Source organism: Sanguibacter sp. Z6_81, from assembly GCF_057180625.1.
In genome coordinates this window covers 185609-206722 of record NZ_JBXUFV010000002.1, presented here as the reverse complement: position 1 = coordinate 206722, position 21114 = coordinate 185609, and the positions used below count along the sequence as shown (strand labels likewise).

General features: G+C 71.2%; 20 protein-coding genes. 4 read left to right on the top strand and 16 right to left on the bottom strand.

Annotated features, from left to right (window positions below; all coding sequences use genetic code 11):
* The first annotated feature begins 68 nt into the window (after positions 1–68).
* Positions 69–2201, top strand: coding sequence for an endo-1,4-beta-xylanase (locus AC2AXK_RS05915; protein WP_484344431.1), 2133 nt, complete (start codon positions 69–71; stop codon positions 2199–2201).
* A 129-nt stretch (positions 2202–2330) separates the two neighbouring features.
* Here AC2AXK_RS05915 and AC2AXK_RS05910 read toward each other — a convergent pair whose 3' ends face one another.
* The 5 genes from AC2AXK_RS05910 to AC2AXK_RS05890 all read right to left on the bottom strand — a co-directional run bounded on the left by AC2AXK_RS05910 (position 2331) and on the right by AC2AXK_RS05890 (position 7867).
* Positions 2331–2723, bottom strand: a complete 393-nt coding sequence (locus AC2AXK_RS05910) for a VOC family protein (protein ID WP_484344430.1) — start codon at positions 2721–2723, stop codon at positions 2331–2333.
* Positions 2724–2789: 66 nt separating this feature from the next.
* Positions 2790–3812, bottom strand: coding sequence for a non-homologous end-joining DNA ligase (ligD, locus tag AC2AXK_RS05905; protein ID WP_484344429.1), 1023 nt, complete (start codon positions 3810–3812; stop codon positions 2790–2792).
* Between the two features lie 13 nt (positions 3813–3825).
* Positions 3826–6375, bottom strand: a complete 2550-nt coding sequence (gene hrpB, locus AC2AXK_RS05900; RefSeq protein WP_484344428.1) for an ATP-dependent helicase HrpB — start codon at positions 6373–6375, stop codon at positions 3826–3828.
* 19 nt (positions 6376–6394) lie between these two features.
* A complete protein-coding gene (locus AC2AXK_RS05895; protein WP_484344427.1) occupies positions 6395–7246 on the bottom strand; it encodes a PKD domain-containing protein in 852 nt (283 codons plus the stop codon).
* Between the two features lie 30 nt (positions 7247–7276).
* Positions 7277–7867, bottom strand: a complete 591-nt coding sequence (locus AC2AXK_RS05890; protein WP_484344426.1) for a DUF6318 family protein — start codon at positions 7865–7867, stop codon at positions 7277–7279.
* A gap of 93 nt (positions 7868–7960) precedes the next feature.
* Between AC2AXK_RS05890 and AC2AXK_RS05885 the strand changes: the two genes are divergently transcribed.
* Positions 7961–8632 carry a DUF1294 domain-containing protein gene (locus AC2AXK_RS05885; protein ID WP_484344425.1) on the top strand — a complete coding sequence of 224 codons (672 nt, stop codon included), beginning with the start codon at positions 7961–7963 and terminating at the stop codon, positions 8630–8632.
* A 190-nt stretch (positions 8633–8822) separates the two neighbouring features.
* Positions 8823–9422 (top strand): hypothetical protein, encoded by a 600-nt coding sequence (locus tag AC2AXK_RS05880; protein WP_484344424.1) that lies wholly within the window; start codon positions 8823–8825, stop codon positions 9420–9422.
* A gap of 57 nt (positions 9423–9479) precedes the next feature.
* Here AC2AXK_RS05880 and AC2AXK_RS05875 read toward each other — a convergent pair whose 3' ends face one another.
* The 9 genes from AC2AXK_RS05875 to AC2AXK_RS05835 form a co-directional block, all read right to left on the bottom strand.
* The gene (locus AC2AXK_RS05875; protein ID WP_484344423.1) at positions 9480–10007 is read right to left on the bottom strand and encodes a DUF4240 domain-containing protein; all 528 of its coding nucleotides are present in this window, start codon (positions 10005–10007) and stop codon (positions 9480–9482) included.
* Positions 10008–10107: 100 nt separating this feature from the next.
* Positions 10108–11703: an ABC-F family ATP-binding cassette domain-containing protein gene (locus tag AC2AXK_RS05870; RefSeq protein WP_484344422.1), complete on the bottom strand. Its 1596-nt coding sequence runs from the start codon at positions 11701–11703 to the stop codon at positions 10108–10110.
* Between the two features lie 94 nt (positions 11704–11797).
* Positions 11798–12445, bottom strand: coding sequence for a hypothetical protein (locus tag AC2AXK_RS05865; protein WP_484344421.1), 648 nt, complete (start codon positions 12443–12445; stop codon positions 11798–11800).
* Positions 12446–12493: 48 nt separating this feature from the next.
* Positions 12494–13033: a TetR/AcrR family transcriptional regulator gene (locus AC2AXK_RS05860; protein ID WP_484344420.1), complete on the bottom strand. Its 540-nt coding sequence runs from the start codon at positions 13031–13033 to the stop codon at positions 12494–12496.
* A 29-nt stretch (positions 13034–13062) separates the two neighbouring features.
* Positions 13063–13881, bottom strand: coding sequence for an oxidoreductase (locus AC2AXK_RS05855; RefSeq protein WP_484344419.1), 819 nt, complete (start codon positions 13879–13881; stop codon positions 13063–13065).
* Between the two features lie 90 nt (positions 13882–13971).
* Positions 13972–14922: an SRPBCC family protein gene (locus AC2AXK_RS05850; protein ID WP_484344418.1), complete on the bottom strand. Its 951-nt coding sequence runs from the start codon at positions 14920–14922 to the stop codon at positions 13972–13974.
* Positions 14919–15167 carry a hypothetical protein gene (locus AC2AXK_RS05845; protein ID WP_484344417.1) on the bottom strand — a complete coding sequence of 83 codons (249 nt, stop codon included), beginning with the start codon at positions 15165–15167 and terminating at the stop codon, positions 14919–14921. The genes AC2AXK_RS05850 and AC2AXK_RS05845 overlap by 4 nt, the downstream gene beginning before the upstream one ends.
* 95 nt (positions 15168–15262) lie before the next feature.
* Positions 15263–16447, bottom strand: coding sequence for a GDSL-type esterase/lipase family protein (locus AC2AXK_RS05840; RefSeq protein WP_484344416.1), 1185 nt, complete (start codon positions 16445–16447; stop codon positions 15263–15265).
* A 161-nt stretch (positions 16448–16608) separates the two neighbouring features.
* Positions 16609–17565, bottom strand: a complete 957-nt coding sequence (locus tag AC2AXK_RS05835) for an SDR family NAD(P)-dependent oxidoreductase (RefSeq protein WP_484344415.1) — start codon at positions 17563–17565, stop codon at positions 16609–16611.
* A gap of 77 nt (positions 17566–17642) precedes the next feature.
* Between AC2AXK_RS05835 and AC2AXK_RS05830 the strand changes: the two genes are divergently transcribed.
* The gene (locus AC2AXK_RS05830) at positions 17643–18188 is read left to right on the top strand and encodes a TetR/AcrR family transcriptional regulator (RefSeq protein WP_484344414.1); all 546 of its coding nucleotides are present in this window, start codon (positions 17643–17645) and stop codon (positions 18186–18188) included.
* A gap of 24 nt (positions 18189–18212) precedes the next feature.
* On the opposite strand, the gene AC2AXK_RS05825 is transcribed toward AC2AXK_RS05830, so the two are convergent.
* Complete coding sequence (locus AC2AXK_RS05825) at positions 18213–18818, bottom strand: class I SAM-dependent methyltransferase (RefSeq protein WP_484344413.1); 606 nt, start codon at positions 18816–18818, stop codon at positions 18213–18215.
* 283 nt (positions 18819–19101) lie between these two features.
* A complete protein-coding gene (locus AC2AXK_RS05820) occupies positions 19102–21018 on the bottom strand; it encodes a glycoside hydrolase family 127 protein (protein ID WP_484344412.1) in 1917 nt (638 codons plus the stop codon).
* Positions 21019–21114: the final 96 nt, after the last annotated feature.

Here is a 21114-nt window from a genome sequence, read left to right as displayed (position 1 = left end):
TCCTTGTGTCCGATCGACAACGAGCCACACCGACCGAGCCCGGCCGCGAGCGTGCACCTCGTGCCGTCATGACAGCCCTGCTCGCGGGGATGGTCGCACTCACCACCCTGGGGGCCGGCAGCCAGGTCGTCGCGGCCGCCGAGCCAGCCCTCCCGCCCAGCGGGCAGACGTTCGAGCACTACCCGGCGATGAAGGACGCCTACGAGGACTACTTCTCGTTCGGCATCTTCGGCCGAGGCGAGATGGACGGCCTGATCTACAACTACGCGTCCTACACCCCGGGCAACGAGATGAAGCCCGAGAGCACCCAACGGGACAAGGGCGTGTTCACCTTCGACGCGGCGGACGCGGCCCTCGACCTGCACGCGGCGGAGAACCCGGACCTGCTCTTCTACGGGCACACCCTGGCATGGCACTCCCAGACACCCACGTGGATGTGGGACGCGCCCCCGGCCAGGTTCGGCCAACCGGGCACGTTCGACCGCACCGTGGCGCTGGACAACCTCAACACCCACGTCGAGACCGTGCTCGAACGCTACGGGAGCCGCCTCGTGGCCATCGACGTCGTGAACGAGGCGGTGGGCACCGCGGACCCCGCCGACTGGCGAGGCTCGCTGGCCAAGGGCGAGGGCTGGTACCAGGCGTTGGGCGCTGACTGGGTGGAGCTCGCCTTCCTGCGGGCCGCCGAGGTGGTCGACGCCAACGGATGGGACGTGAAGCTCGTCTACAACGACTTCGGGCTCGATTCCCCGGCCAAGGCGCGCGTCGTCTACGAGATGGTCAAGGACATCAACGAGCGCTACGCCGGCGTGCGACCCGACGGCAAGCCGCTCATCGAGGTGATCGGCATGCAGGGCCACTACAACCTGTCGACCGACGCCGAGGCCGTCGAGGAGAACATCAAGCTCTTCGCGACGCTCGAGGGCATCGAGATCAACATCACGGAGATGGACATCGGCGTGCCTCCCGGTGTGCTGACGCCCGCCGCCGAGAACAACCAGGGCATGAAGTACGCCGAGCTGTTCGAGATCTACCGCGACTACGCTGCCGGGCCGGCCAACACGACGAGCAACCCGCACGTGATCACCGCGGTGAAGCTGGCAGGCGTGCGCGACGTCCAGACCGGGTGGCGGGGTGGCGAGTTCGCCATGCCGTACGACTACGACGGTCGGGCGAAGCTCGCGCTGCTGGGCATCTTGTACCCCTCGGAGTTCCTCGCCACGCACGAGTACGTCGAGGTGCCGGGCGCCGGCGACGAGCACGAGCCGGTTCCCGGGATCCACGTCTTCCACACCTCGGCCGGGGACGCCTGGACCGGCGCGAACATCATCCTGGGCGACGACGCATCGGTGTGGCCGTGGTCCACGACGGACGACGAGGAGGTGGCCTTCCGGCCCGAGCCGGACGCGACCTACCGACTGACCGTCAACGTCACCGCACAGGGAACGACGGCGTTCCGGGTGCGGTGGCTCGGCGACAACACCAACGGCGGCTACACGAGCGCCGACGGCGCGGCGGTGAACGACCACCCGTACTCGGCCGACCAGGTCGCCACGACCATCCCCGCGTACTTCAACAACGGCATGGTCAACATGGGCACCTACGACCTCGTCACGGAGATCACCCTCGACGGGTCGCAGCCGGCCGACGGGCTCATCGGCAACATCGGGATCCGTGGCGGCGGCGGAGGCAGCGCGTACACGATCAACCGCATCGCGGTGGAGAAGGTGACCGACGACGGTGACGAGCAGCTCGTGAGCTGGCCGGGCGAGGCCGTAGCGCCCGAGGAGCCCGGCACACCTGCTGACCCGGGTACTCCCGGGGAGCCCGGGGAGCCCGGGGAGCCCGGGGAGCCCGGGGAGCCCGGGGAGCCCGGGGAGCCCGGTACACCTGGCGGACCGGGTGAGCCCGGTGGACCTGGCGTGCCCGACACCACGGGGCCGGGCGGTGCTGACGGCACCAACGGCGGGAACGGCGTCGACGTCACCGACGGTCGCGGGACCGCGAGCGGTGCTGGCGGCGCGGAACGTGCCGGTGATGCGTCAGCGGCCGGTGGCCGCTCGGACGACCTCCCGCTGACGGGGTCCGCGGTCTCGGGGCTGGTGCTCGCAGGCGGGCTGCTCCTGCTGGTCGGTTCCGCGGCCGTGGTCGTCTCCCGCCGGCGCCGCGGCGATACCCAGGCACTGCTCGGCGACGCGTAGTCCCGCGCAGTCGCTCCACTCGGACGCCCGCCGCCCACCAGGGTCGGTGGGCGTCCGAGCGCGACCCAGGGACCTCATCTGCACTGCCACGCCGCCCGGCCGCAGCCGGGGCCTCTCCTGGGCCTGGGCTCAGGAGAGGTCAGCGACGATCTCGACCTTGAACCCGGCGGCGTTCTCGAGCCAGCCCGCATAGTGGTCTGCTCCACCCGCGTGCGGGTAACGATCCGCATAGAGCGGCTGCCAGCCATGCGCGGGCGCGTCGTGCATCATCGTGTCGACCGCGGCCTCGGAGCTCGCCTTGAACGCGAGGTGGTTCACTCCTGCGCGGCGTCGATCGTGCGTGGAGGATGACAGGTTCGGTGACGTCGTGAGCGTGAGGTACGCACCGCCGGCACTCCAGGACTGCCCGCCGGGCCACTCGCCATCCAGAGCGAATCCCAACCTCCTCAGAAGCCAGCCCCACTCCGCTCGCGCCTGCTCGGCATCCGCGATCCACACCTCGACATGATGAAATCCCGCCACCTGACGAGTGTGTCACCCGAGCCGGGCTGCCCGTGAGGAGACATGCCCCGGTGGTGCGGGCGCGGGCTAGTCGTGCTTGCGCGCCCGGCTGGGCTGCACGCGCGGCGGCTCCCCCGGCATCTTCGGGTAGTCCGGTGGGAACGGCAGCTCGCCGAGGCCGTTCGCGCAGTCTCGCTCCCACCAACGAAGGAGCTCGTCGATCGTCCCGGCGTGGTCGTGCATCCGCGCCCACGGGTCCCCCGTCGCCCGCAGGCGCTCCGGCACCGTCTCGATGGTGAACGTCGTCGGGTCCGCGGTCTCGAGCTCGTCCCACGTGAGGGGGCAGGACACGGAGGCGTGCGGGAGTGCGCGCGGGCTGTACGCCCCGGCCATCGTGCGGTCGCGGTTGGCCTGGTTGTAGTCGAGGAAGATGCGGGGCCCGCGCTCCTCCTTCCACCACTTCGTCGTGACCTTCTCCGGCATCCGGCGCTCGAGCTCCCGGACGGCGGCGATGACCGCGTGGCGCACGTCGAGGAACTCGTGGACGGGCTCGATCGGTGCGAACACGTGCAGCCCACGGTTGCCTGACGTCTTGACGAACGCCTCGAGGCCGACCTCCTCCAGGACGCTCCGCAGCTCGACGGCGACGGGTACGGCGTCGTCGAAGTCGGTTCCGGGCTGGGGGTCGAGGTCGATGCGCAGCTGGTCAGGGTTGTCGGAGTCGTCTGCACGCGAGGGCCACGGGTGGAACACGACGGTGTTCATCTGCACCGCCCAGACCGCGGCGGCGGGCTCGTCGATGACGAGCTGCGGGTGAGACCGGGCGCTGGGGTAGACGACGGGCACCGAACGGACGTACTCCGGGGCGCCGCGTGGCGGGTTCTTCGAGAAGAACTGCTCCCCGTCGATCCCGCCCGGGAAGCGCTGCAGGGACAGCGGCCGGTCGCCGTTCGCGGCGACGAACGCCTCCCCGACCTCGATCATGTACCGCGCGAGGTCGAGCTTCGTGATCCCGCGGTCCGGCCACAGCACGCGGCTGGGGCTCGAGATCCGCACCTCGCGCTCACCGTGGGGTCCGGGCACGGGCAGGACGGTCGCTTCGCTGGCCATGGGACCAACGTACTCACGCGCCGCCGGGCCGCCACAGGGCCGGGTCCTCGGGCCACGCGTGCTTCGGGTACCGGCGCCGCAGCTCACCGCGCACCTGCGTGTACCCGGTCGCCCAGAACGACCGCAGGTCCGCCGTCACCGCGACCGGCCGGCGGGCTGGCGAGAGGAGGTGCAGCACGACGGGCACGCGTCCGTCCGCGAGCGCCGGGGCGGCCGACCACCCGAACGCCTCCTGGACACGGAGGGCGAGCACGGGCTGGTCCCCGGAGTAGTCGACGCGTGCCGGCCGGCCGTTGGGTACCGGGAGGTGCTCCGGGGCGAGCTGGTCGAGCCGACCTGCCTCGGGCCACGGCAGGAGGCGGCGCAGCGCGGCGAGGACGTCGATGCGCTCGAGGTCCCGTGCGCGGCGGATGCGGGCGAGGTCGTCACCGAGCCAGGTGTCGAGGTCGGCAAGGAGTGCGGCATCCGAGACGTCGGGCCACGGTGCGCCCATCGCGGAGTGCAGGAACGCCATGCGCTGGCGGAGGCGGACCGCGCCGTCTCGCCAGGGCAGCGCGGCGAGGCCGTCGCGCTCGAGGCCGTCACGGACGGCCGCGACGACCCGGTCCCGCGGCGGGGTCGCGAGGTTCTCGGAGGTGAGCGGGATGGCGCCGAGCGACGTCGTGCGGCGGGCGACGACGCGCCCGTCGGACCAGGAGACGTCGTCGTCCTCGCGCAGTGCGGACCCGGCGGCGAGGAGAGCGAGGTCCTCGTCGAGGGGGGCGGCGCTGCGGATCGTCGCGTCGCGGCGCCCGGCGGTCCGGTCAGCATCTGCGACGGCGAGCCAGTCGTAGCCGCTGAGCGGGGACCCGGGCGCGAGGGCGGCGCCCGTCCCGGACACCATGAGGTAGGTCGTGCCGCCCGGGCGACGCCGAGCGATCCGGTCGGGGTGCGCGAGGGCGACGACGAGCCCGACCGTGAGGTCGTCCGAGAGCTCCCCGGCGCCCCGAGGGGTGCCTGCGGATGGGCCGGTACGACCGCGCCCGCCGGACCCGGCGGTGCGTGGGTTCGTGCTGCGCGGGACGGCTCGGCGGAGGCGGTCGACCTGCGCGGCCCAGGTCGCGGCGTCGCGCCCTCCCCGACGCAGCGTGCGCAGGTCCGCGCCGAGGTCGCCACCCGGGCTGCGCGCGTCGTCGGACAGCATCGCGACGACCTCGGCGGCGCGGCGCGGACCGACGGCGTCTGCGCCGTCGAGGAGGGCGCGCGCGTGGCGGGGATCGGCGGGGACCGCGGCGATGTCCCGGCCGCGCGGGGTGACGGTGCCGTCCGGTCGGACGGCGCCGAGCCCGACGAGCGTGTGCCGCGCGACCGTCATCGCCGCCTGGGGAGGTGAGTCCATGAGCGCGAGTCCCGCGCCGTCGGGGCTGCCCCAGCAGGCGAGCTCGAGAGCGAAGGCTGTGAGATCGGCGGTGGCGATCTCCGGCAGCGGGTGCGCCGACAGGCGCGCGTGGTCCTCCGGCGACCAGCACCGGTAGACGGCGCCCGGTCCTTCCCGCCCGGCGCGCCCGGCGCGCTGCTCCGCCGCGGCGCGGCTCACGCGGACCGTGACGAGACCGGCGAGACCGCGCCGGTGGTCCGCACGCGGCTCGCGCGAGAGCCCGGCATCCACGACGACGCGCACCCCGGGCACGGTGAGCGAGGACTCAGCGACGGCCGTCGAGACGACGACACGACGCCGCGGCCCGGCACGGAGGGCAAGATCCTGGTCGCGTGTGGGCAACCGCCCGTGCAGCGGCCGGACGTCAGCGTCGACGCCCGCGAGGCGCCGGGTGACGCCACCAACCTCCCCGGCACCGGGGACGAACACGAGGATGTCCCCCGTGCGCTCGTCAAGGGCGCGGCGGACGGTGGCGGCGACGTGGTCGAGGAACGCGGGCGTGATCCCGCGGTCGTCCAGGGCGCTGATGCGCGGCGGTGGCGGGCACCACCGCGTCTCGACGTCGTGCAGTGCGCCGGGAACCTCGATGACGGGGGCCGGGCTGCCGCCACCGAGGAGCTCTGCTGTCCGGGTGGCCTCGACGGTCGCGGACATGGCCACGACGGCGAGGTCGTCGCGGAGGTTCGCCCGGACGTCGACGAGGAGGGCGAGGGTGAGGTCGGCGTCGAGCTGGCGCTCGTGCACCTCGTCGAGGACGACGGCTCCCACGCCGGGCAGCTCGGCGTCGCGCTGCAGGCGCCGGAGCAGGATCCCCGTGGTGACGACCTCGATGCGGGTGGCCGCGCTCGTCGCGGACTCGCCCCGGACGGTGCAGCCGACGGTCTGCCCGACCGGTTCGCCGAGGAGCTGCGCCAGTCGGCGGGCCGCAGCGCGGGCGGCGATGCGCCGCGGCTGGGTGACGATGACCCTGCCCGGGACGCCTGCGGCGAGGGCGGGTGGCACCAGCGTCGTCTTCCCGGTGCCGGGCGGTGCCTGCATGACGGCGACGCCGCGATCCCCGACGACCCGCACGAGCTCGGCGAGACCGGCGCGGACGGGCAGGTCCGGCGGGTCGGCGAGCAGCCGGGCGATGGGGTCGAGAGTCACGTCTGCATTCTGCCCGCTCTCAGGTGACGAGACCGTCGACGAGCTGGGACCTTAGCTCCGTGACCGACAGAGTCGGTGCGGTGGACGTGGTCGTCGCCGTGCCATCGATGTCCGTATATGTGGATCCGCCGTCGACGGAGAACTCCCCTGCCCATGTGGTGGTGAGCGTGACGACGTAGTCCCCCGCCCGCGAGTAGGCGTGCGAGACCGTGTGGTCGGGGAAGGCGGCACCCGGGTCGGTCGTGACGAGCGGTGCGCTCCCGTCCGCGAAGTCCCAGGCATACTGCGTCGGCGTGGCGCGGACAAGGACCGGTTGCCCGAGGACGGTCGTGGGAAGCACCTGCGCGTCGCTGCTCGCATAGACGGCGACGACCATGTTCACCGGCAACCAGCCACCCTCCGGGCCCACCGAGATCGACGACGCTGCGAGCGGCAGCGAACGGAAGTCCGCCTCCGTCACGGTGATGGGTATGGCATCCGCCGTGGCTGCGCACTCGAGAACGGAGTTCAACTCGGGGTCTGACCATGTCCCGTCAGGCTGCCGAAAAGAGATGTCAGTGGGGTCCAGCACCGGAGGCTCAGCCGACTCACAGGCGTCCAGATCTTCCACGCCTTGGAACAGGCAGTCGATCATTCCCTCAGTTGGGACTCCACGGAATCCGGCGGTGCACCGGTCTGTCTCCGCCACGTCGTAGCCGGTCGCAGTGGGAACGCCGCCAGGCTCAAGCACGTCCGCGAATGCATCCCTCACCCCCTCAAGCCCGATGGAGCTCTCGCTGGCTGCGCCCCGGATCCTGCCGTCACCTTCTTCAGCACTGGCGCTCCCCGCGACACCCAAGACCAGCATCGCGACCAACCAGATCGATGCCATGTGAGCGATCGTGTCGGCACGTTGAGCCACCTACTCCGCCCCATCCTCGGTAACGACGTCGAAGCCGTGCCATTCACCGTCCTTGAAGTACACGAACACTGCCAGCGTGAGCTCGTCGCCTTCTCCCGAGCGGATGACATCACCGTCCGGGGAGGTGACTTCAAACGCCTCTTGCATCGCGGAGCCCGACACTTCATAGCCGCTCGTCCCCGCGGTCAGGACGGCCGTGGGTTCGCTCACCCACTGCACAGTTCCGCCGGTATAGCGGCCGGTCTCCATGGTCTGGGCTTTGACCTCCTCCACGATGGTCGAGCAGAAGGAACTCTCGTCGTCGCAGTAGTTATCAAGCGGCGCGGTGTCCGCCGCTTGGAAGGAGTAGCCGTAGAGAGCCAGGAAGTAGTCCGCCGCCGCGCGCGCTCCCGCCTCGTCGTCGTTGGCCATGGCCGCTGGCTTCTCGGGGGGCTCGATGACCGGCGCTTCGCTCGGCTCCGTCGTCGGAGTCGGGCTCGCGGTGCTTGAGGTCGGTGCCGGTTCGGGTTCCTCGTCAGTTGTGCACCCGCCGACGACGAGGAGGCATCCGAGGAGAACGAGAGCGCCGCGCCGCGCGTCGAGCAGTGTCATGCGCCAGACCCTAGGGGGTAGAAAGCCACGAAAGCCATCCCGTCGCCGATCTGTGGACAAACGACCACCGCCTCCCGCCTGTACGCTCTGCGCGTGCCTCGACCCTCGACACTGAGCAGCGGGACCCTCGCCAGGTGGAACGACGACAGAGGCTTCGGCTTCATCCGCCCGGATTCCGGCGGTCCTGACCTGTTCGTCCATGCCACCGCGTTTCCGCGGACAGCAGCGCGCCCCTCGGTCGGCGCAGCCGTCGGGTTCGAGACCGGCGAAGGCCGCGACGGTCGCCCCGAGGCGGTCCGCGCCCACCTTGCAGGAACGACACCCGGACGCCACCCAGCCGCGCGCGAGCGGGCAGCGCGATCGTCCCGGCCGTCGTCCCGTCCACGCGTCGCGAGGTGGAGCATCCCGGCGATCGTCGTCGTGGGATTCGTCATCAGCCAGGTGTGGTCCCTGCCTGCGTGGGTGGTCTGGTGGTACATCGCGTGGAGCCTCGTCTGCGCTGCCGCCTATGCCGCGGACAAGCGCGCGGCGATCAGCGGCAGGTGGCGGACGAGGGAGAGCACGCTTCTCCTGCTCGGACTGCTGGGCGGGTGGCCCGGTGCCGTCGTCGCTCAGGAGGTCCTGCGGCACAAGACGTCGAAGGTGAGCTTCCGTCGGGTGTTCTGGCTGACCGTCGTCGTCAACGTCCTCACCCTCGTGCTCCTCTGCTCACCGGTGTCGAGTGGGGTCCTGGACCAGCTGACGGAGGTCGTGCACGCGCGGTGAGTCACCCGAGCATGAGCGCACCCGCCGGACGAGGCTGGCGCGCCGGTCGGGCGCCCCACCGCCTTTCATTGCGGGCCACTCCCCTACCTGGATGTCCGGTTTGACCTGTACTCTCACCGTGCTGCTCCGTTCGCGTGCGGAGCCGCGCCACTGATCAAGAACACCCACCAGGCCGAGGCGCGGGAGTGAGATGTACGGTCATCACCACCTTCGGCGCCGACCGCGTCGGTCCGCAGCTGCCCGAGCGGCCGTCCTGGTCGCGCTGGCAGCGGCGCTCGCCCTGACCGGGTGCGCGCAGGACGACGGTCGACGGATCGACGCGCCCGGTGAGGAGGTCCTGTCCGATGTCGAGGGCGTCGCCCGGTGGCTGCACAGGGAAATGCTCGCCGTGCGTTCCCGTGCCCCGGAGGCAACCGGGGAGCTCGCGGTGGAGGAGTTCGTCGGTGCCCGCCTGGCTGAGGAGAGTCAGTCGAGCTTTGACGACGACAGCATCACGGTCGTCGTGGCGATCGCGGTGGATGAGATCGAGCCGGACGGCTCCTACGGCGACGAGATCTTCGGGGCGTGCGTGCGGATCGTCGCGACGGTGGGCTCGCAGTACGGGACCGTCGGCGAACGCGGGCACGTCACCACGGACGAGGTGACCTGCCCCGAGGGGCTGACGCCGACCCGGCACGAGGAGACCGCCCAGATCGTCTCCGGTCTGACCAGCTATGCCGACGATGTCCCAATGCCCATCAAGGAGCCCGGAGCCTGCTTCGGCACGACGGGTGACTGCCCGGGCGGCTGACCGCGGACCTGCCCGCTGCATGAGCCGCGCAGCGTAGACGAGCGGGCTCATCCTCGGTCAGAGGAAGAGCGAGCTCAGGCGCGGGTAGCGGAGCGCAAGCGACTCCTCGTCCTCGTCGAAGGGCTCGCCCGTGGGCTCGGCCGACGTCACGGACGGCACGATGGCAGCGCCGGGTGCGCTGTAGATGTCCTGGCCGGTCTGCTGCTCGCACACCTCCGCCGCGACGTAGATGAACCCCTCGCCGTCGCCGATGCTCTCGTCCGCATCGCCGTCGAGGATCTCCGCGAGGGAGTCCGGGGCCGTCGCCGCTCGCCGATAGGCGTCTTGTCCCTGCGAGATGACCCAGTGCCGGAAGTCGATGAAGGAGTCGTCCGAGCACCCGCCGAGGATGACGTATGCCGCGCCCCAGAGGTCCCACGTGTACAGCTCGCTGGCGAGGCCGGACATCACTCCCCCGAAGGCGACGACGTCGCCCACGGGCATCGAGGTGAGCATCCCGCGGAGAGCCTCGACGTGCGCCTCGGGGTCACCGCCAGCGGTAGCGCGGGTCTCGTCGATGAGTGCCCAGAAGGTTGCCTCGTCCATGCGTGTCTCCTCGTGTCGGGTGCAGAGGCCATCATGCTGGGGACTGCCCCACCGCGCTTCCCGGGAACGGGACCCGGCACGCGCGCGGACGTGCCGCTCGTCAGGCGACCCGCATCTCCACAGCGCCCGGCAGAGCGGCATCCGCCCCGAACACCAGGCGCCGGTTCGCGACCTTGTCCGCGAAGAACCTGTCGTGGCTCACGACGACGACCGCACCGGGGAAGTGCTGCAGGGCGCGTTCCATCACCTGGGTGCTGGACAGGTCGAGGTGGTTCGTGGGCTCGTCGAGCAGCAGCACGGACGCCCCGGAGAGCAGGCACTGTGCCATCGCGACGCGCGCCCGCTGCCCTCCCGAGAGGTTCCCGATCTTCTGCTTGAGGTCCGCGTCGGAGAACTGGAACATCGTGAGGAACCGGTTGACCGACTTGCGCGTGGCGGTGAGCGCGAGCGAGTCGGGCATGGAGTTCACGGCGTGGCTCACGGTGTCGGCGGGGTCAAGGTCGTCGAGCACGGCGTTGTAGGACACGACGGTGGTGCCCTTCGCCCAGACGACCTCCCCGGCGTCGGCCTGCTCCTCGCCGGTGAGCACGCGCAGCAGCGTCGTCTTGCCGCTGCCGTTGTGCCCGACGACGACGATCCGGTTGCCGCGCTTGATCTCGAACCCGAGGTCCGCGAACAGCGTCTTGTCCCCGTACGACTTCGTCAGGCCCTCGACGCGGCACAGGGAGTCCTTGACGTGCAGGCCGCCGTAGATCTCCGTGATGATCTGGTCCACGGGGCGTGGGGCACGGGCCTTCTTGATCTTCGCGAGCTGGTTGCCGAGCTTGCGGTTCGCGGCCTTGGCGGCCTCCCGGCGGTCGGCGATGCCCTCGGCCTCGAAGGCGAGGAGCTCGGACTCGTGGACGAACTGTGCGTCGAGGGTCTTGAGCCGGAACTGCTTCTGCACGACGTACTCGGCGAAGTTCCCGGCGTACTCGTGGAGGTGGAAGTTCTCGACCTCGATGATGCGGGTGACGACGGCGTCGAGGAACGCCCTGTCGTGGGACACGATGATCGCGGCCCCGCGGAAGTCGCGGAACCATGTCTCCAGCCACTCGACGCCGGCGACGTCGAGGAAGTTGGTCGGCTCGTCGAGGAGCAGGACGTCGGGGCGCTCGAGGACGATCTTGGCGAGCGCGGCACGGTTGCGCCAACCACCGGAGAGCGCATCGATGGGGCACGTGCGGTGTGCCTCGTCGAACCCGAGGGTCGTCAGCGCCGTGTCGATGCGGCGCTCGTAGTCCCAGCCCTCGAGCCGCTCCATCTCCTCGAACAGTGCGGCCTGCCGGGTGATGAGCGCGTCGAGCGCCCTGGGGTCGGATGAGTCGGTGGCGATGGCGGCGTCGATGTCAGCGAGCTCGGCCTCCACGGCCTTGATCTCGGAGAACAGCTCATGGAGCACCTCGGTGATCGTGGCCGTGCCGTCGAGGGAGGAGAACTGCGAGAAGTACCCGACGCGGACGCCGTTCTCGAGCGTCACGGTGCCGTTGTCGGGCTCCACCTGACCGAGGACGAGCTTGAGGATCGTCGTCTTGCCCGACCCGTTCTTGCCGATGAGCCCGACGCGGTCACCGGGATCGAGCCGGAAGAACGCCTCCCGCAGGATCTGGGTGTTGTCGTACCGGACACTGACGTCGTGCAGCCTGATCAGGCTCATTCCTGCGGTCCTCTCGGGTGGATCTCCGTCGCTCAGGGTACGGCGCGGCACGTCGGAGGACGCAGCAGCCTGACATCCCGACGGGTCCGGACCACTAGCTCGGAGGCGGTGGAACGGGACCCTGGGTGCGCCGCGCGGACCGCGCGGCCTTGACGCCCGCAGTACGCATCGACAGGTCTGCGAGCGCAGAGATCGCCGTGGCGTCACCCGTCCGCCACCGCTGGACGACATCAGGTCCCGCGGCGAGCACCGCACGCGGTGGTGCCTCGACGACGGCGCGGGCGGCGAGCAGCTCCCGTCCGTCGGGCTGCGCAGCGAGGGCGCGGACCTGTCGGGCACGTCGGATGAAGCGGATCCGGCCCGGCAGCCAGAAGAGGGCGACGAGCACGGACGGGAACAGCGCGACGGCCAGGCCCGTGATCGTGCCGGCGGTCCGGACGAACTCCTGCTGGTCGCGGCCGGTCTGGGCGAGCTGTGCGCCCGCGCCGCTCGCGCTGTCGAAGGGCACGCGGGCGTCGTCGCCGACGTAGGGCACCTCACCGAGGGCCTCGGCGGCGTCGATCATGTGCCCCTCGAAGGACGTGCCCGCGTCCTCGATCGTCACCCCGATCGCGGAGGTCCCGCTGATCATCGCGTCCGCGGCTCGCCCGAGGAGCACGAACACGACGATGAGACCGACGGCGAGGACGTCGGCGAGGAGCTGGCGGATGCGCGTGGTCGGGAGCGCCGAGTAGAGCTGCATCGGACCACTATGCAGTGTGCGCCCACTCGTGCACGTCCCGGTCCGCCGTCAGTGGGCGCGTATCCCCGCCAGGACGATCTCCAACCACCTGGTGCGGCTCGGCTCGTCGAGCGCGGTGGGCGCCGTGGTCATGATGAGGTAGATGTCATCGACGGTGGTGTCCGGGCGCAGGTGCCCGTCGGTCCGGGCCGCCTGCAGGAGGGTCTCGATCGCTGCCCGGCCCCGGTCCGCCTGGTCGCCCGCAGCGTTCTCGGCGCCGAGGCCGGCGGCAGCCGCCTTGAGCGCGAGGTTCTGCGCGGCTTCCGCCAGGAGATCGGTCAGCAGCGTGACGATCGCGGTCATCGCGTCGCCTGGTGCGGTGGCGGTCCGGGCGGCCTCCTCGGCGCGGGCGAGGATGTCCGCGGAGTGCTCGGCGAGGATCGCCTGGACGAGGTCCGTCTTCGTCGGGTAGTGCCGGTAGAGCGTCCCGACGGCGACGCCCGCAGCCCGCGCGATCTGCTCCATCGAGACGTCCTGGCCGTGCGCGGCGATCTGCTCGCGAGCGGCTGTCAGGATGCGTTGCTGGTTGCGCCGTGCATCCGCGCGCATCGCTCTCCCTCGTTCCCGGCGGATGTCGCCTACGTCATGCTTCCGAGGACGAGCCTATCGAAGGCGCGGTCCGGCAGGATCCGGCGGAGCGCGAGGACAGGACGGGCCATGTGGCCGGCCGCATAGCGGGTCCGTGGACGTGAGCGCGTCGCTGCTGCGGCGATGGTCTTCGCGATGACCGACGGGTCGGATGCGCGCTCCGCGAGGCGTCCGGTGAACGTCGCCGCCACCTCGTGCGCCGCCTGTGCGTAGGCGCCCTCCCCCGAGGTCTCCAGCAGTCGCTGGGCGGCGATGTCCCCCCACTCGGTCCGGACCGTCCCGGGCTCCACGACGACGACGTCGATCCCGAACCTCCGGAGCTCGATCCGGAGCACGTCGCTCATGCCTTCGACGGCGAACTTCGTGCCGTGGTACCACGCACCCAGCGGGGTGTGGATCTTGCCGCCGACGGAGGTGACGTTGATGATGCGTCCGCTCCCCTGGTGTCTCATGAGCGGGATGACGAGCCGGGCGAGGCGGATCACGCCGAAGACGTTGACGTCGAACTGTCTGCGGCCCTCCTCCAGTGGCACGTCCTCCACGGCCCCGTAGGACCCGTACCCGGCGTTGTTCACGAGCACGTCGAGCCGTGCGGCCTCCTGCTCGATGGTCGCGACGGTCGCGTGTGCTGACGCGCCGTCCGTGACGTCGAGCGCGATCGGCCTGATCCCGTGCGCTCGCAGGTCCTCCATCCGGTCGGTGCGCCGTGCGCCGGCGTAGACCGTGAGGCCCCGGTCCGCGAGCTCGAGCGCTGCGGCACGCCCGATTCCTGATGAAGCCCCCGTGACGAGTGCCACCTTCGTGGTCATGACGATCCCCTAACGTGAGTAACTGTTCACGTTAAGGATGAATGACCATTCACGTTATGGCAAGGGTCACCCTCGCGTCGTCGCGACGACTCAGCGGAAGCACCGGGAGACGCCGGCCACCTGCTGCATGAGGAGCTGACGGAAGAGGAAGCGCCCGAAGGGCCCGAGCGCACGCTGGACCATGCCTCGCACGCCCGTGCGCCGACGGACCTGGAGCGTGAGCTCGATCGCCGTGCCCCCGTCGGCCGCGGCAAGCTCCACGGTGTGCACCTGGGTGCGCGGGCGGCCCTGGCGGAGGAAGGTCATCTCCCACACGATGCGCGAATCCTCGATGCGTTCGACCTCCCGCAGCCGCGCGCGAGGGTCGCCGACCTCGTCGCCGTCCTCGCGAACGTGCCACAGGTCCCAGCGGTCCGTGCCCACCGGCTCGACGCGCTCGACCAAGCCGTCCCACTCGGGCCGGCGCGCGGGATCGGCAAGAAGGGCCCACACCTCGTGGAGGGGTGCGGGGATGAACCCGTCGTGCCGGGACCACAACCACTCGCGCCCCGGCACCGCGCGGTCCGCTCCCCCGCCGACAGCGTGACCACTCTCCGCATGCGCCGCGGTCCGGACCTCGTCGCCGTCGATCCCCAGCCGCTCGAGCACAGAGAGCACGAGCCCCGACGGCTCGTCGAGGACCGCGAGCAGGAGCGGAAGGTCGGTCGTGTAGTCGGACAGCCCGCGCAGGATCGCGAGCGCACGGGGCGACCAGTCGACGTCTCCCGTCGCGGCGTCGGTGATCGCACCCGGCTCGCTCACCGGCACAGCGATCCCCAGGCTGGCGACACGGTCCCGGTGCAGTCCTTCGACGGCATCGCGCGCGGCCGGGAGATCGACGCCGGCCTCCCGCAGCACACGGCCCGCCGGACCGTTGCTCACGACGAGGGCGAGCAGCACGTGGTCGACGTCAATCGCGGGGTGACCCCATCGTGAGGCCTCCTCCCGCGCCGTGATCGAGACCTGCTGGCTCAGGACCATCGCGCCCGTCAGCCTGCTCATGTTCTGTTCCTCCTGGGGACGTCGATGGATGGGTCGATCCGCTTGGCGTACTTCTTGTGCACGGCCTGGCGCGTGACACCGAGCGCGTCGGCGATCTCCTGCCAGCTCATGCCGGCCCGGAGCCCAGCCTCGACCTGGCGCAGCTCGAGGGACTCGGTGAGCAGTCGCAGGGACGCGACCGCACGCAGACCCGCGCGCGGGTCCGTGGTGTCCGCGGCGACGACAGCGACCTCGGGTGACGACATGGTGTCAACCTACGTTGCTCAACCACGACGAGCAACCTGGGTTGCTGAGGACGTCGAGATGTCGCCGGCGACCCACTCGCCGCGACCCCTCCGGCTCAGCGGTGCTCGGAGGCGAAGGGCCCACCGTCTCCGAAGGCGAAGCGGGCGAAGCGGTCCGCGATGCGCCGGTGCGCGGCGGCATCCGGGTGGAGCCCGTCCGGCAGGGGCAGCTCCTGCGCGTCGTCCGCACCGTACAGGTCCAGGCCGTCGAGGTACGACAAGCGGGTGTCGTCCGCCGTACGCTGCTCGACCACGCGCGCGAGCTCCTCCCGGATCACCGTCAGGGTGAGCCTGCCCGCTGCCCGCTCGGCCGGGTCGCCGGTCGCGCGGAACCGGACCTTGCCCTCGGCGAGCGCCGCGCTGTCGAACGCCGCCGGCCCCGGCGTGTCCTCGTGGATTCCGCAGTAGAGCGGCGAGACGACGACGACCGGCACGTGCGGGTGGCCGTCGCGGATCGTGTCGAGGAAGCCGTGCACGGCCGGGCCGAGCGCTCGCCGACGCATGACGTCGGCGTTGACGAGGTTGATGCCGATCTTCAGGCTGATGAGGTCGGCGGGGGCGTCGCGCATGGCGCGGGCGACGAACGGGTCGAGCAGCGCGCTGCCGCTGAACCCGAGATTGGTGAGCTCCGCTCCCCCGGCGGCCGCCGCCAGGGTGGGCCACGTGCCGGTCGGGTGCGTCGTGTTCGAACCCTGGCTGATCGAGCTGCCGTAGTGCAACCACCGCGGCCGGGACGACGGCGGCACGGGCACGACGGGCGCGTCGGACCGCAGTGCGACGAGCTCGGTCGCCTCGTTGTAGGGCAGCCAGATCTCGACGTCCTTGGTGCCGTCCGGCAGGTCGGCGAAGCGCAGCGTCGCATCCGGGCCGTCCGTGCGTGTCGCCGCACCGGTGACCATGTTGATGGTGACGAGGACGCCGCCCTCGGCGACAGCCTGGGCAACGAGCCGGCCGTCGACGAGGAGGTCGTAGACGCCCGGGGGGCGGGCGGGCGCGTTGGCATACCCCGTCCGGGTGGGCACGGTGTCCAGCTCGAGGACCGTCGCCGCAGTACGCAGTGCAAGTCGAACACCAGACGGGTGCGACTCGGCCATGAGCAGCTGCGGGTCGGGGCACTGCGCCCGCGCCCACGCGGGCAACCGGTGCGGGCGCAGGCCGTGCTCGGTGCGTTCGAGCTCGAGCGCGCCTCGCACGAGGTCGGGGGTCACGGGCGTGGTGGTGAGCTCGGGTCGGACGGTCATGGTGTCAGTCTCCTGCCATGGCGCTCGGTGGTGCGAGCCGCAACGGCCTCGCGCCCTTCCCGACAAGCATGCTTCGTACTCGGATGTCACGCTCTAGGCCGTCATGTCGATCCAGGCCGCCACATCGCTCGTCCTGTCCGGTCGCGTCGTCGCCCGAGCGGTCAACGTCCTCGGCTGAGGTCGTCGCTGGCGAGCCGCAGCAAGGTGTCGGTGCCGCTCAGCTCGGCGAGGCGGGACCAGACCTGCGTCACGACCTCGGGAGCGGGAGATGCCGTGGCCGGGTCCGGCTGGACGCGCACAGGCTCCCCGCGCGCGCCGTCGGCTGGTGCGTAGTACTCGCCGCCGCGCGCGTGCGGATCCGCGAGCGCCCGGACGCCTGACCACGCGGCGGTGTCCTTGCCCTGCGCCCAACGCGCATAGGGGTTGCGCCGGTACGGCACCGACTCGTCGCGGATCCCAGGACGGCGTGGCGTCTTCGCGTCGACCGCGATGCCGGGGCGGGTGACGATCGACGCCAGCGGGAGCCCTGCCGCTCGGAGGCGGCGATCGAGCTCGAACGCGAAGACCTCGGTGATCGTCTTCGCCTTCACGTACGCCCCGATAGCGGTGCGTGGCGTGCGGTCGACGTCAGTCACGCTCACGTGGAATCGCTGCACGTAGCTCGTCGACGCATGAACGATGCGGCACGGCCGCTCCCCGGTGCGTCCGCCGAGGAACGGAAGCATGTGTGCGACGAGCGCGGCGTTCGCCACCGCGTGCGCGCCGAGCATCAGGGGTAGTCCGTCCGCGGTGCGTGCTCTGCGGGAGAGCTGCATCGGACCGCCGTTGAGGAAGATCCCGTCCAGGCGCGGGAGCGCACCGAGCTCGTCGCCCGCCGCAGCAACCGACGCCAGGGAGGTGAGATCGACGGTGACGTGGCGCGTGACCGCGCCGGGCACGTGCTCGGCGATGACCTCGCTGGCCTGCTGCAGCTTTGCCGACGACCGTGAGACCAGCACGACCTCAGCACCCGCTGCGGCGAGCTGTTCGGCGGCGAAGTACCCGATGCCCGCGGTCGCGCCGGTGATCGCGTAGACGCGGCCGCTCAGGTCGGGCAGCTGGCGCGGGTTCCAGGTCATGATCACTCCAAATGGATAGGTTGTCCGGTTACGCTAACACAACCGGAATCCCTATCCGATTCGCCTAGGATGAGGTCATGGCCGCACTGAGATCCGATGCCGCTCGCTCCCGTGCCCGCATCCTCGAGGCTGCGCGCGGACGCCCGTCGGACAGCATCCGCCTCAACGATCTCGCCCGTGACACCGGCCTCGGCGTCGGAACCGTCTACCGACACTTCCCGACGGTGACCTCGCTGCTCGAGGCGCTCAATCTCGATGCTCTCGAAGAGCTCGTCGCGGCGGCACGTGAGGCTGCGCGGTCCCCTCGTGGCGGCGCGCCGTTCCTCGCCCTGGTCCGAAGGGTCGCCGAGGTGCAGCTGGCGCACGACGGCATGAAGGAGCTGCTCACCGCCGACAACGTCTCCCCCGAGGTGCGCGCGCTGCGCGAGGAGCTTCAGCGGTCCGCCGGTATCGCGCTCCAGGCCGCCATCCGCGAAGGGCTCGTGCGGCCGCAGATCTCCATCGAGCAGAGCCTGCGACTCGTGTGCGGAGTCGAGTACGCGGTCCGCCTGGGACGCAGGCGCGACCAGGCGCTGCTGCTCGACGTCATGATCAGTGGCCTCGGTCGCCCCTCGGACCGCTAGAGCAACCGCTCGCGACGAGTTCGCTCATCCCGGGTTTCTGGTCGCGACGATCGCACCGTGCGGGCGGACACCAGGATCGGCGCGGGTGTGCGTCTCGGTCACGGCGAACCCGGCCTCCCCGACGAGAGTGCTGAGAGCATCGACGGGCCACCGGTACGCAGTGGTGATCACGTGCTCGAACGGCTCGAACGCCGGACCCTCGAAGAACCCGAGGACGAGCCCGCCCCCGGGACGGAGGGCTCGGGCGAACTCGACGAGCGCCGCCGCCACGTCGGCCGGCTCCGCATGGATGAGTGAGTACCAGGCGAGCACACCGCCCAGCGTCGCGTCAGGGACGTCGAGGTGATCGGCCCGGCCGGCACGGAACGTGACCGCCGGGTATGTCGCTCGCGCGTGAGTGACGAACTCTGGGGTCGGATCGATCCCGGTGACGTCTGTGCCGAGCTCGTGCAGGTAGGCGGCCCAGTGGCCGGGGCCGCACCCGACATCGAGCACCGGGCCGTCGAGGTCCTGCGCCCAGGAGCGCACGAGCTCACGGTCCGGTCGGGCGACCGCATCCATCCTGCCCAGACGCTCCGCGTACTCCGGTGCCCGTCGCCCGTACGCGCGCTGCACGTCCCGGAGGCTCACCGTGCCTCGTCGAGGGGAACGCGTTCACCCGGCAGGGATGAGGTGGTGGTCACGACGGCTCCAGGTGATGAGTGCCGGCGAGGTCGTCGGCGGTGCTCCACGGCGAGCTCGATCGAACCTCGTGCTCCTGCAGGATGCGACACTCCTCCAGGCGCTCCCGGACGATCTTCTCGCCGGAGCGGGGTGACCGGCGCCTCGGCGACGACGAGGGATGCGGTCAACTGCGTCCCTCGTCGCCACCGCCCGTGTGGTCGCGCCGTCGGCGACGCGCAGTCCGCCGCCGTCAGACTCCGGCCGGCGCGACGGGGATCCACACGCGCATCGCACCGGGCGTCGCGTTCCCCCACGTGGCGAAGGGGATGGCGCGGACCGTGAAGGTCGCGCGATCGCCGGCTGGGAGCGCGGGCTGCGGGTCGGACGCCGCGTAGAGGCCCTCCGAGCTCGCGGACGTGACCGTCAGGCTGACGTCTGTGTCGCGCACCTCGACCGGCGCGCTCGGCACGACGGCGAGGTCGTCGACGACGGCACCGTCGGGCATGCTCGCCTGCTCGATGCAGTAGACGAGGGGCCCGCGCTCGAGCGCGACGCACCCCCGCACGGCGTCGACGCGGTGGTGAGCCCGTGTCCACCGTGGGGTGAGGTCGAGCTCGAGGTGGTACGTCGCGCCGTCAACGAGGTCCACGTGCGCGTAGCCGTCGTCGCTCACGCGTGCCTCAACGTCGGGGGACGCCCCTCCGGACCTCGTGAGGGCGCTCGTGGAGGACCACGAGGGGACGCGGACGGCGAGGCGCGACCCGGGCGTGACGCGGCCGTCGACCGTGACCACCACGGAACCGTTCGCCGGGTAGTCGGTCTCGACCCGCAGCACCCCCTCACCGAGGTGCGCCGGCAGGTCGATCTCGGCGGCGGCGACCTGGTGCAACCAGAGTGTGTCGGTCGTCGTCGAGGCGACGTACGCGGACATCTGCGCCACGGTCCGGGCGATGTTCGGCGGGCAGCACGCGCATGCGTACCAGGTCGTGCGCTCCCGCGGCGCGTTCTCCTCGGAGTAGCGGTCGGGACGCTGCTGCAGGGGGTTGGAGTAGAAGAACCTCGTGCCTGACGCATCTACCGCGGCCGCGAGCGCGTTGTGGACCTCGCGCTCGATGGTCTCCGCGTAGCGGGCCGCGCCTGCCGCACCACCGGCGAGGAGCATCCGCCACGTCCAGTGGACGTCGGCGATCGTCGCGCAGGTCTCGGCATAGGCACGCTCGCTGGGGAGCTCGTAGTCGTCGCCGAAGGCCTCGTCGCGGTGCCGCGACCCGAACGCACCGGAGATGTACATCTTGCGCTCGTGCGCGCTGGCCCACTGGCTGTCCATCGCCGACAGGAGCGTGGGGTCACCGTTCTCCAGGTAGACATCCGTCGCACCAGCGTTGAGGTAGAGCTGGCGCACCGCGTGCCCGACGGCGTCGCGGGCCTCGCGCACCGGCGCGTGGTCCTGGTAGTAGCGGGCACCCAGACCGCCCACCGGGAGCAGCCCGCGCCCGCGCAGGTCGATCATGCGTTCGGCGAGCGTGAGGTAGCGACGCTCGCCGGTGTGGCGGTAGAGCTCGACGAGCGCGGTCTCGATCTCGGGGTGACCGCAGATGCCGTCGTCCCGCCCCGGACCGAACCGGCGGTCGACGAGGTCGACGAACGCGCGGGCGATGTCGAGCAGGTCGGAGCGGCCCGCTGCCCGGTCGAGGGCGACCGCCGCCTGGACCATGTGCCCCAGGACGTACATCTCGTGCGTCCAGTGCAGCTCCGCGAACTTCTTCTCGGGGTGCACACCCTGGATCCAGCTCATGACGTAACCGCTGGGCTCCTGGACGCGGGCGACGAGGGCGATGACGTCGTCGAGCCATGCGTCGTGGGCGGTGGTGCCCGTGCGCGCGATCTCCCACGCGACGGCCTCGATGACCTTGTAGAGGTCGGAGTCGGCGAAGACGAAGCCCCGGTACTCGGCACCCGACTCCCCCACGACGCGGCGCAGGTTGTCGATGACGCCCGAGGTCTCGAGCTGACGGATGCAGTGCGGGATCGTCGCCTCGGCGTTGAGGGACTGCCAGGCGGCGAGAGGGCCGCCTGTGAGCCGTACCGCTCGGAGGTCGAGCGGACGGTGTGCGGCGATGTCGGCGGTGGGCAGGGCAGGGGTCGCGTCATTGCGTATCTGTGCCATGGCGACCATGGTAGGTCCGCTGCGGCCTGCGGTTCGGACGTCAGCAACGGCCGCGGCGCGAGCAGGAGCGGGCCCCTGCACGGGGACGGCGCGCTG

Bases quoted from the DNA above. Each gene is read 5' to 3' on its own strand.
- AC2AXK_RS05915 (WP_484344431.1), top strand. From the start codon at position 69: ATGACAGCCCTGCTCGCGGGGATGGTCGCACTCACCACCCTGGGGGCC.
- ligD (WP_484344429.1), bottom strand. From the start codon at position 3,812: ATGGCCAGCGAAGCGACCGTCCTGCCCGTGCCCGGACCCCACGGTGAG.
- AC2AXK_RS05895 (WP_484344427.1), bottom strand. From the start codon at position 7,246: ATGGCATCGATCTGGTTGGTCGCGATGCTGGTCTTGGGTGTCGCGGGG.
- AC2AXK_RS05890 (WP_484344426.1), bottom strand. From the start codon at position 7,867: ATGACACTGCTCGACGCGCGGCGCGGCGCTCTCGTTCTCCTCGGATGC.
- AC2AXK_RS05880 (WP_484344424.1), top strand. From the start codon at position 8,823: ATGTACGGTCATCACCACCTTCGGCGCCGACCGCGTCGGTCCGCAGCT.
- AC2AXK_RS05875 (WP_484344423.1), bottom strand. From the start codon at position 10,007: ATGGACGAGGCAACCTTCTGGGCACTCATCGACGAGACCCGCGCTACC.
- AC2AXK_RS05870 (WP_484344422.1), bottom strand. From the start codon at position 11,703: ATGAGCCTGATCAGGCTGCACGACGTCAGTGTCCGGTACGACAACACC.
- AC2AXK_RS05865 (WP_484344421.1), bottom strand. From the start codon at position 12,445: ATGCAGCTCTACTCGGCGCTCCCGACCACGCGCATCCGCCAGCTCCTC.
- AC2AXK_RS05860 (WP_484344420.1), bottom strand. From the start codon at position 13,033: ATGCGCGCGGATGCACGGCGCAACCAGCAACGCATCCTGACAGCCGCT.
- AC2AXK_RS05855 (WP_484344419.1), bottom strand. From the start codon at position 13,881: ATGACCACGAAGGTGGCACTCGTCACGGGGGCTTCATCAGGAATCGGG.
- AC2AXK_RS05850 (WP_484344418.1), bottom strand. From the start codon at position 14,922: ATGAGCAGGCTGACGGGCGCGATGGTCCTGAGCCAGCAGGTCTCGATC.
- AC2AXK_RS05845 (WP_484344417.1), bottom strand. From the start codon at position 15,167: ATGTCGTCACCCGAGGTCGCTGTCGTCGCCGCGGACACCACGGACCCG.
- AC2AXK_RS05840 (WP_484344416.1), bottom strand. From the start codon at position 16,447: ATGACCGTCCGACCCGAGCTCACCACCACGCCCGTGACCCCCGACCTC.
- AC2AXK_RS05835 (WP_484344415.1), bottom strand. From the start codon at position 17,565: ATGACCTGGAACCCGCGCCAGCTGCCCGACCTGAGCGGCCGCGTCTAC.
- AC2AXK_RS05830 (WP_484344414.1), top strand. From the start codon at position 17,643: ATGGCCGCACTGAGATCCGATGCCGCTCGCTCCCGTGCCCGCATCCTC.
- AC2AXK_RS05820 (WP_484344412.1), bottom strand. From the start codon at position 21,018: ATGGCACAGATACGCAATGACGCGACCCCTGCCCTGCCCACCGCCGAC.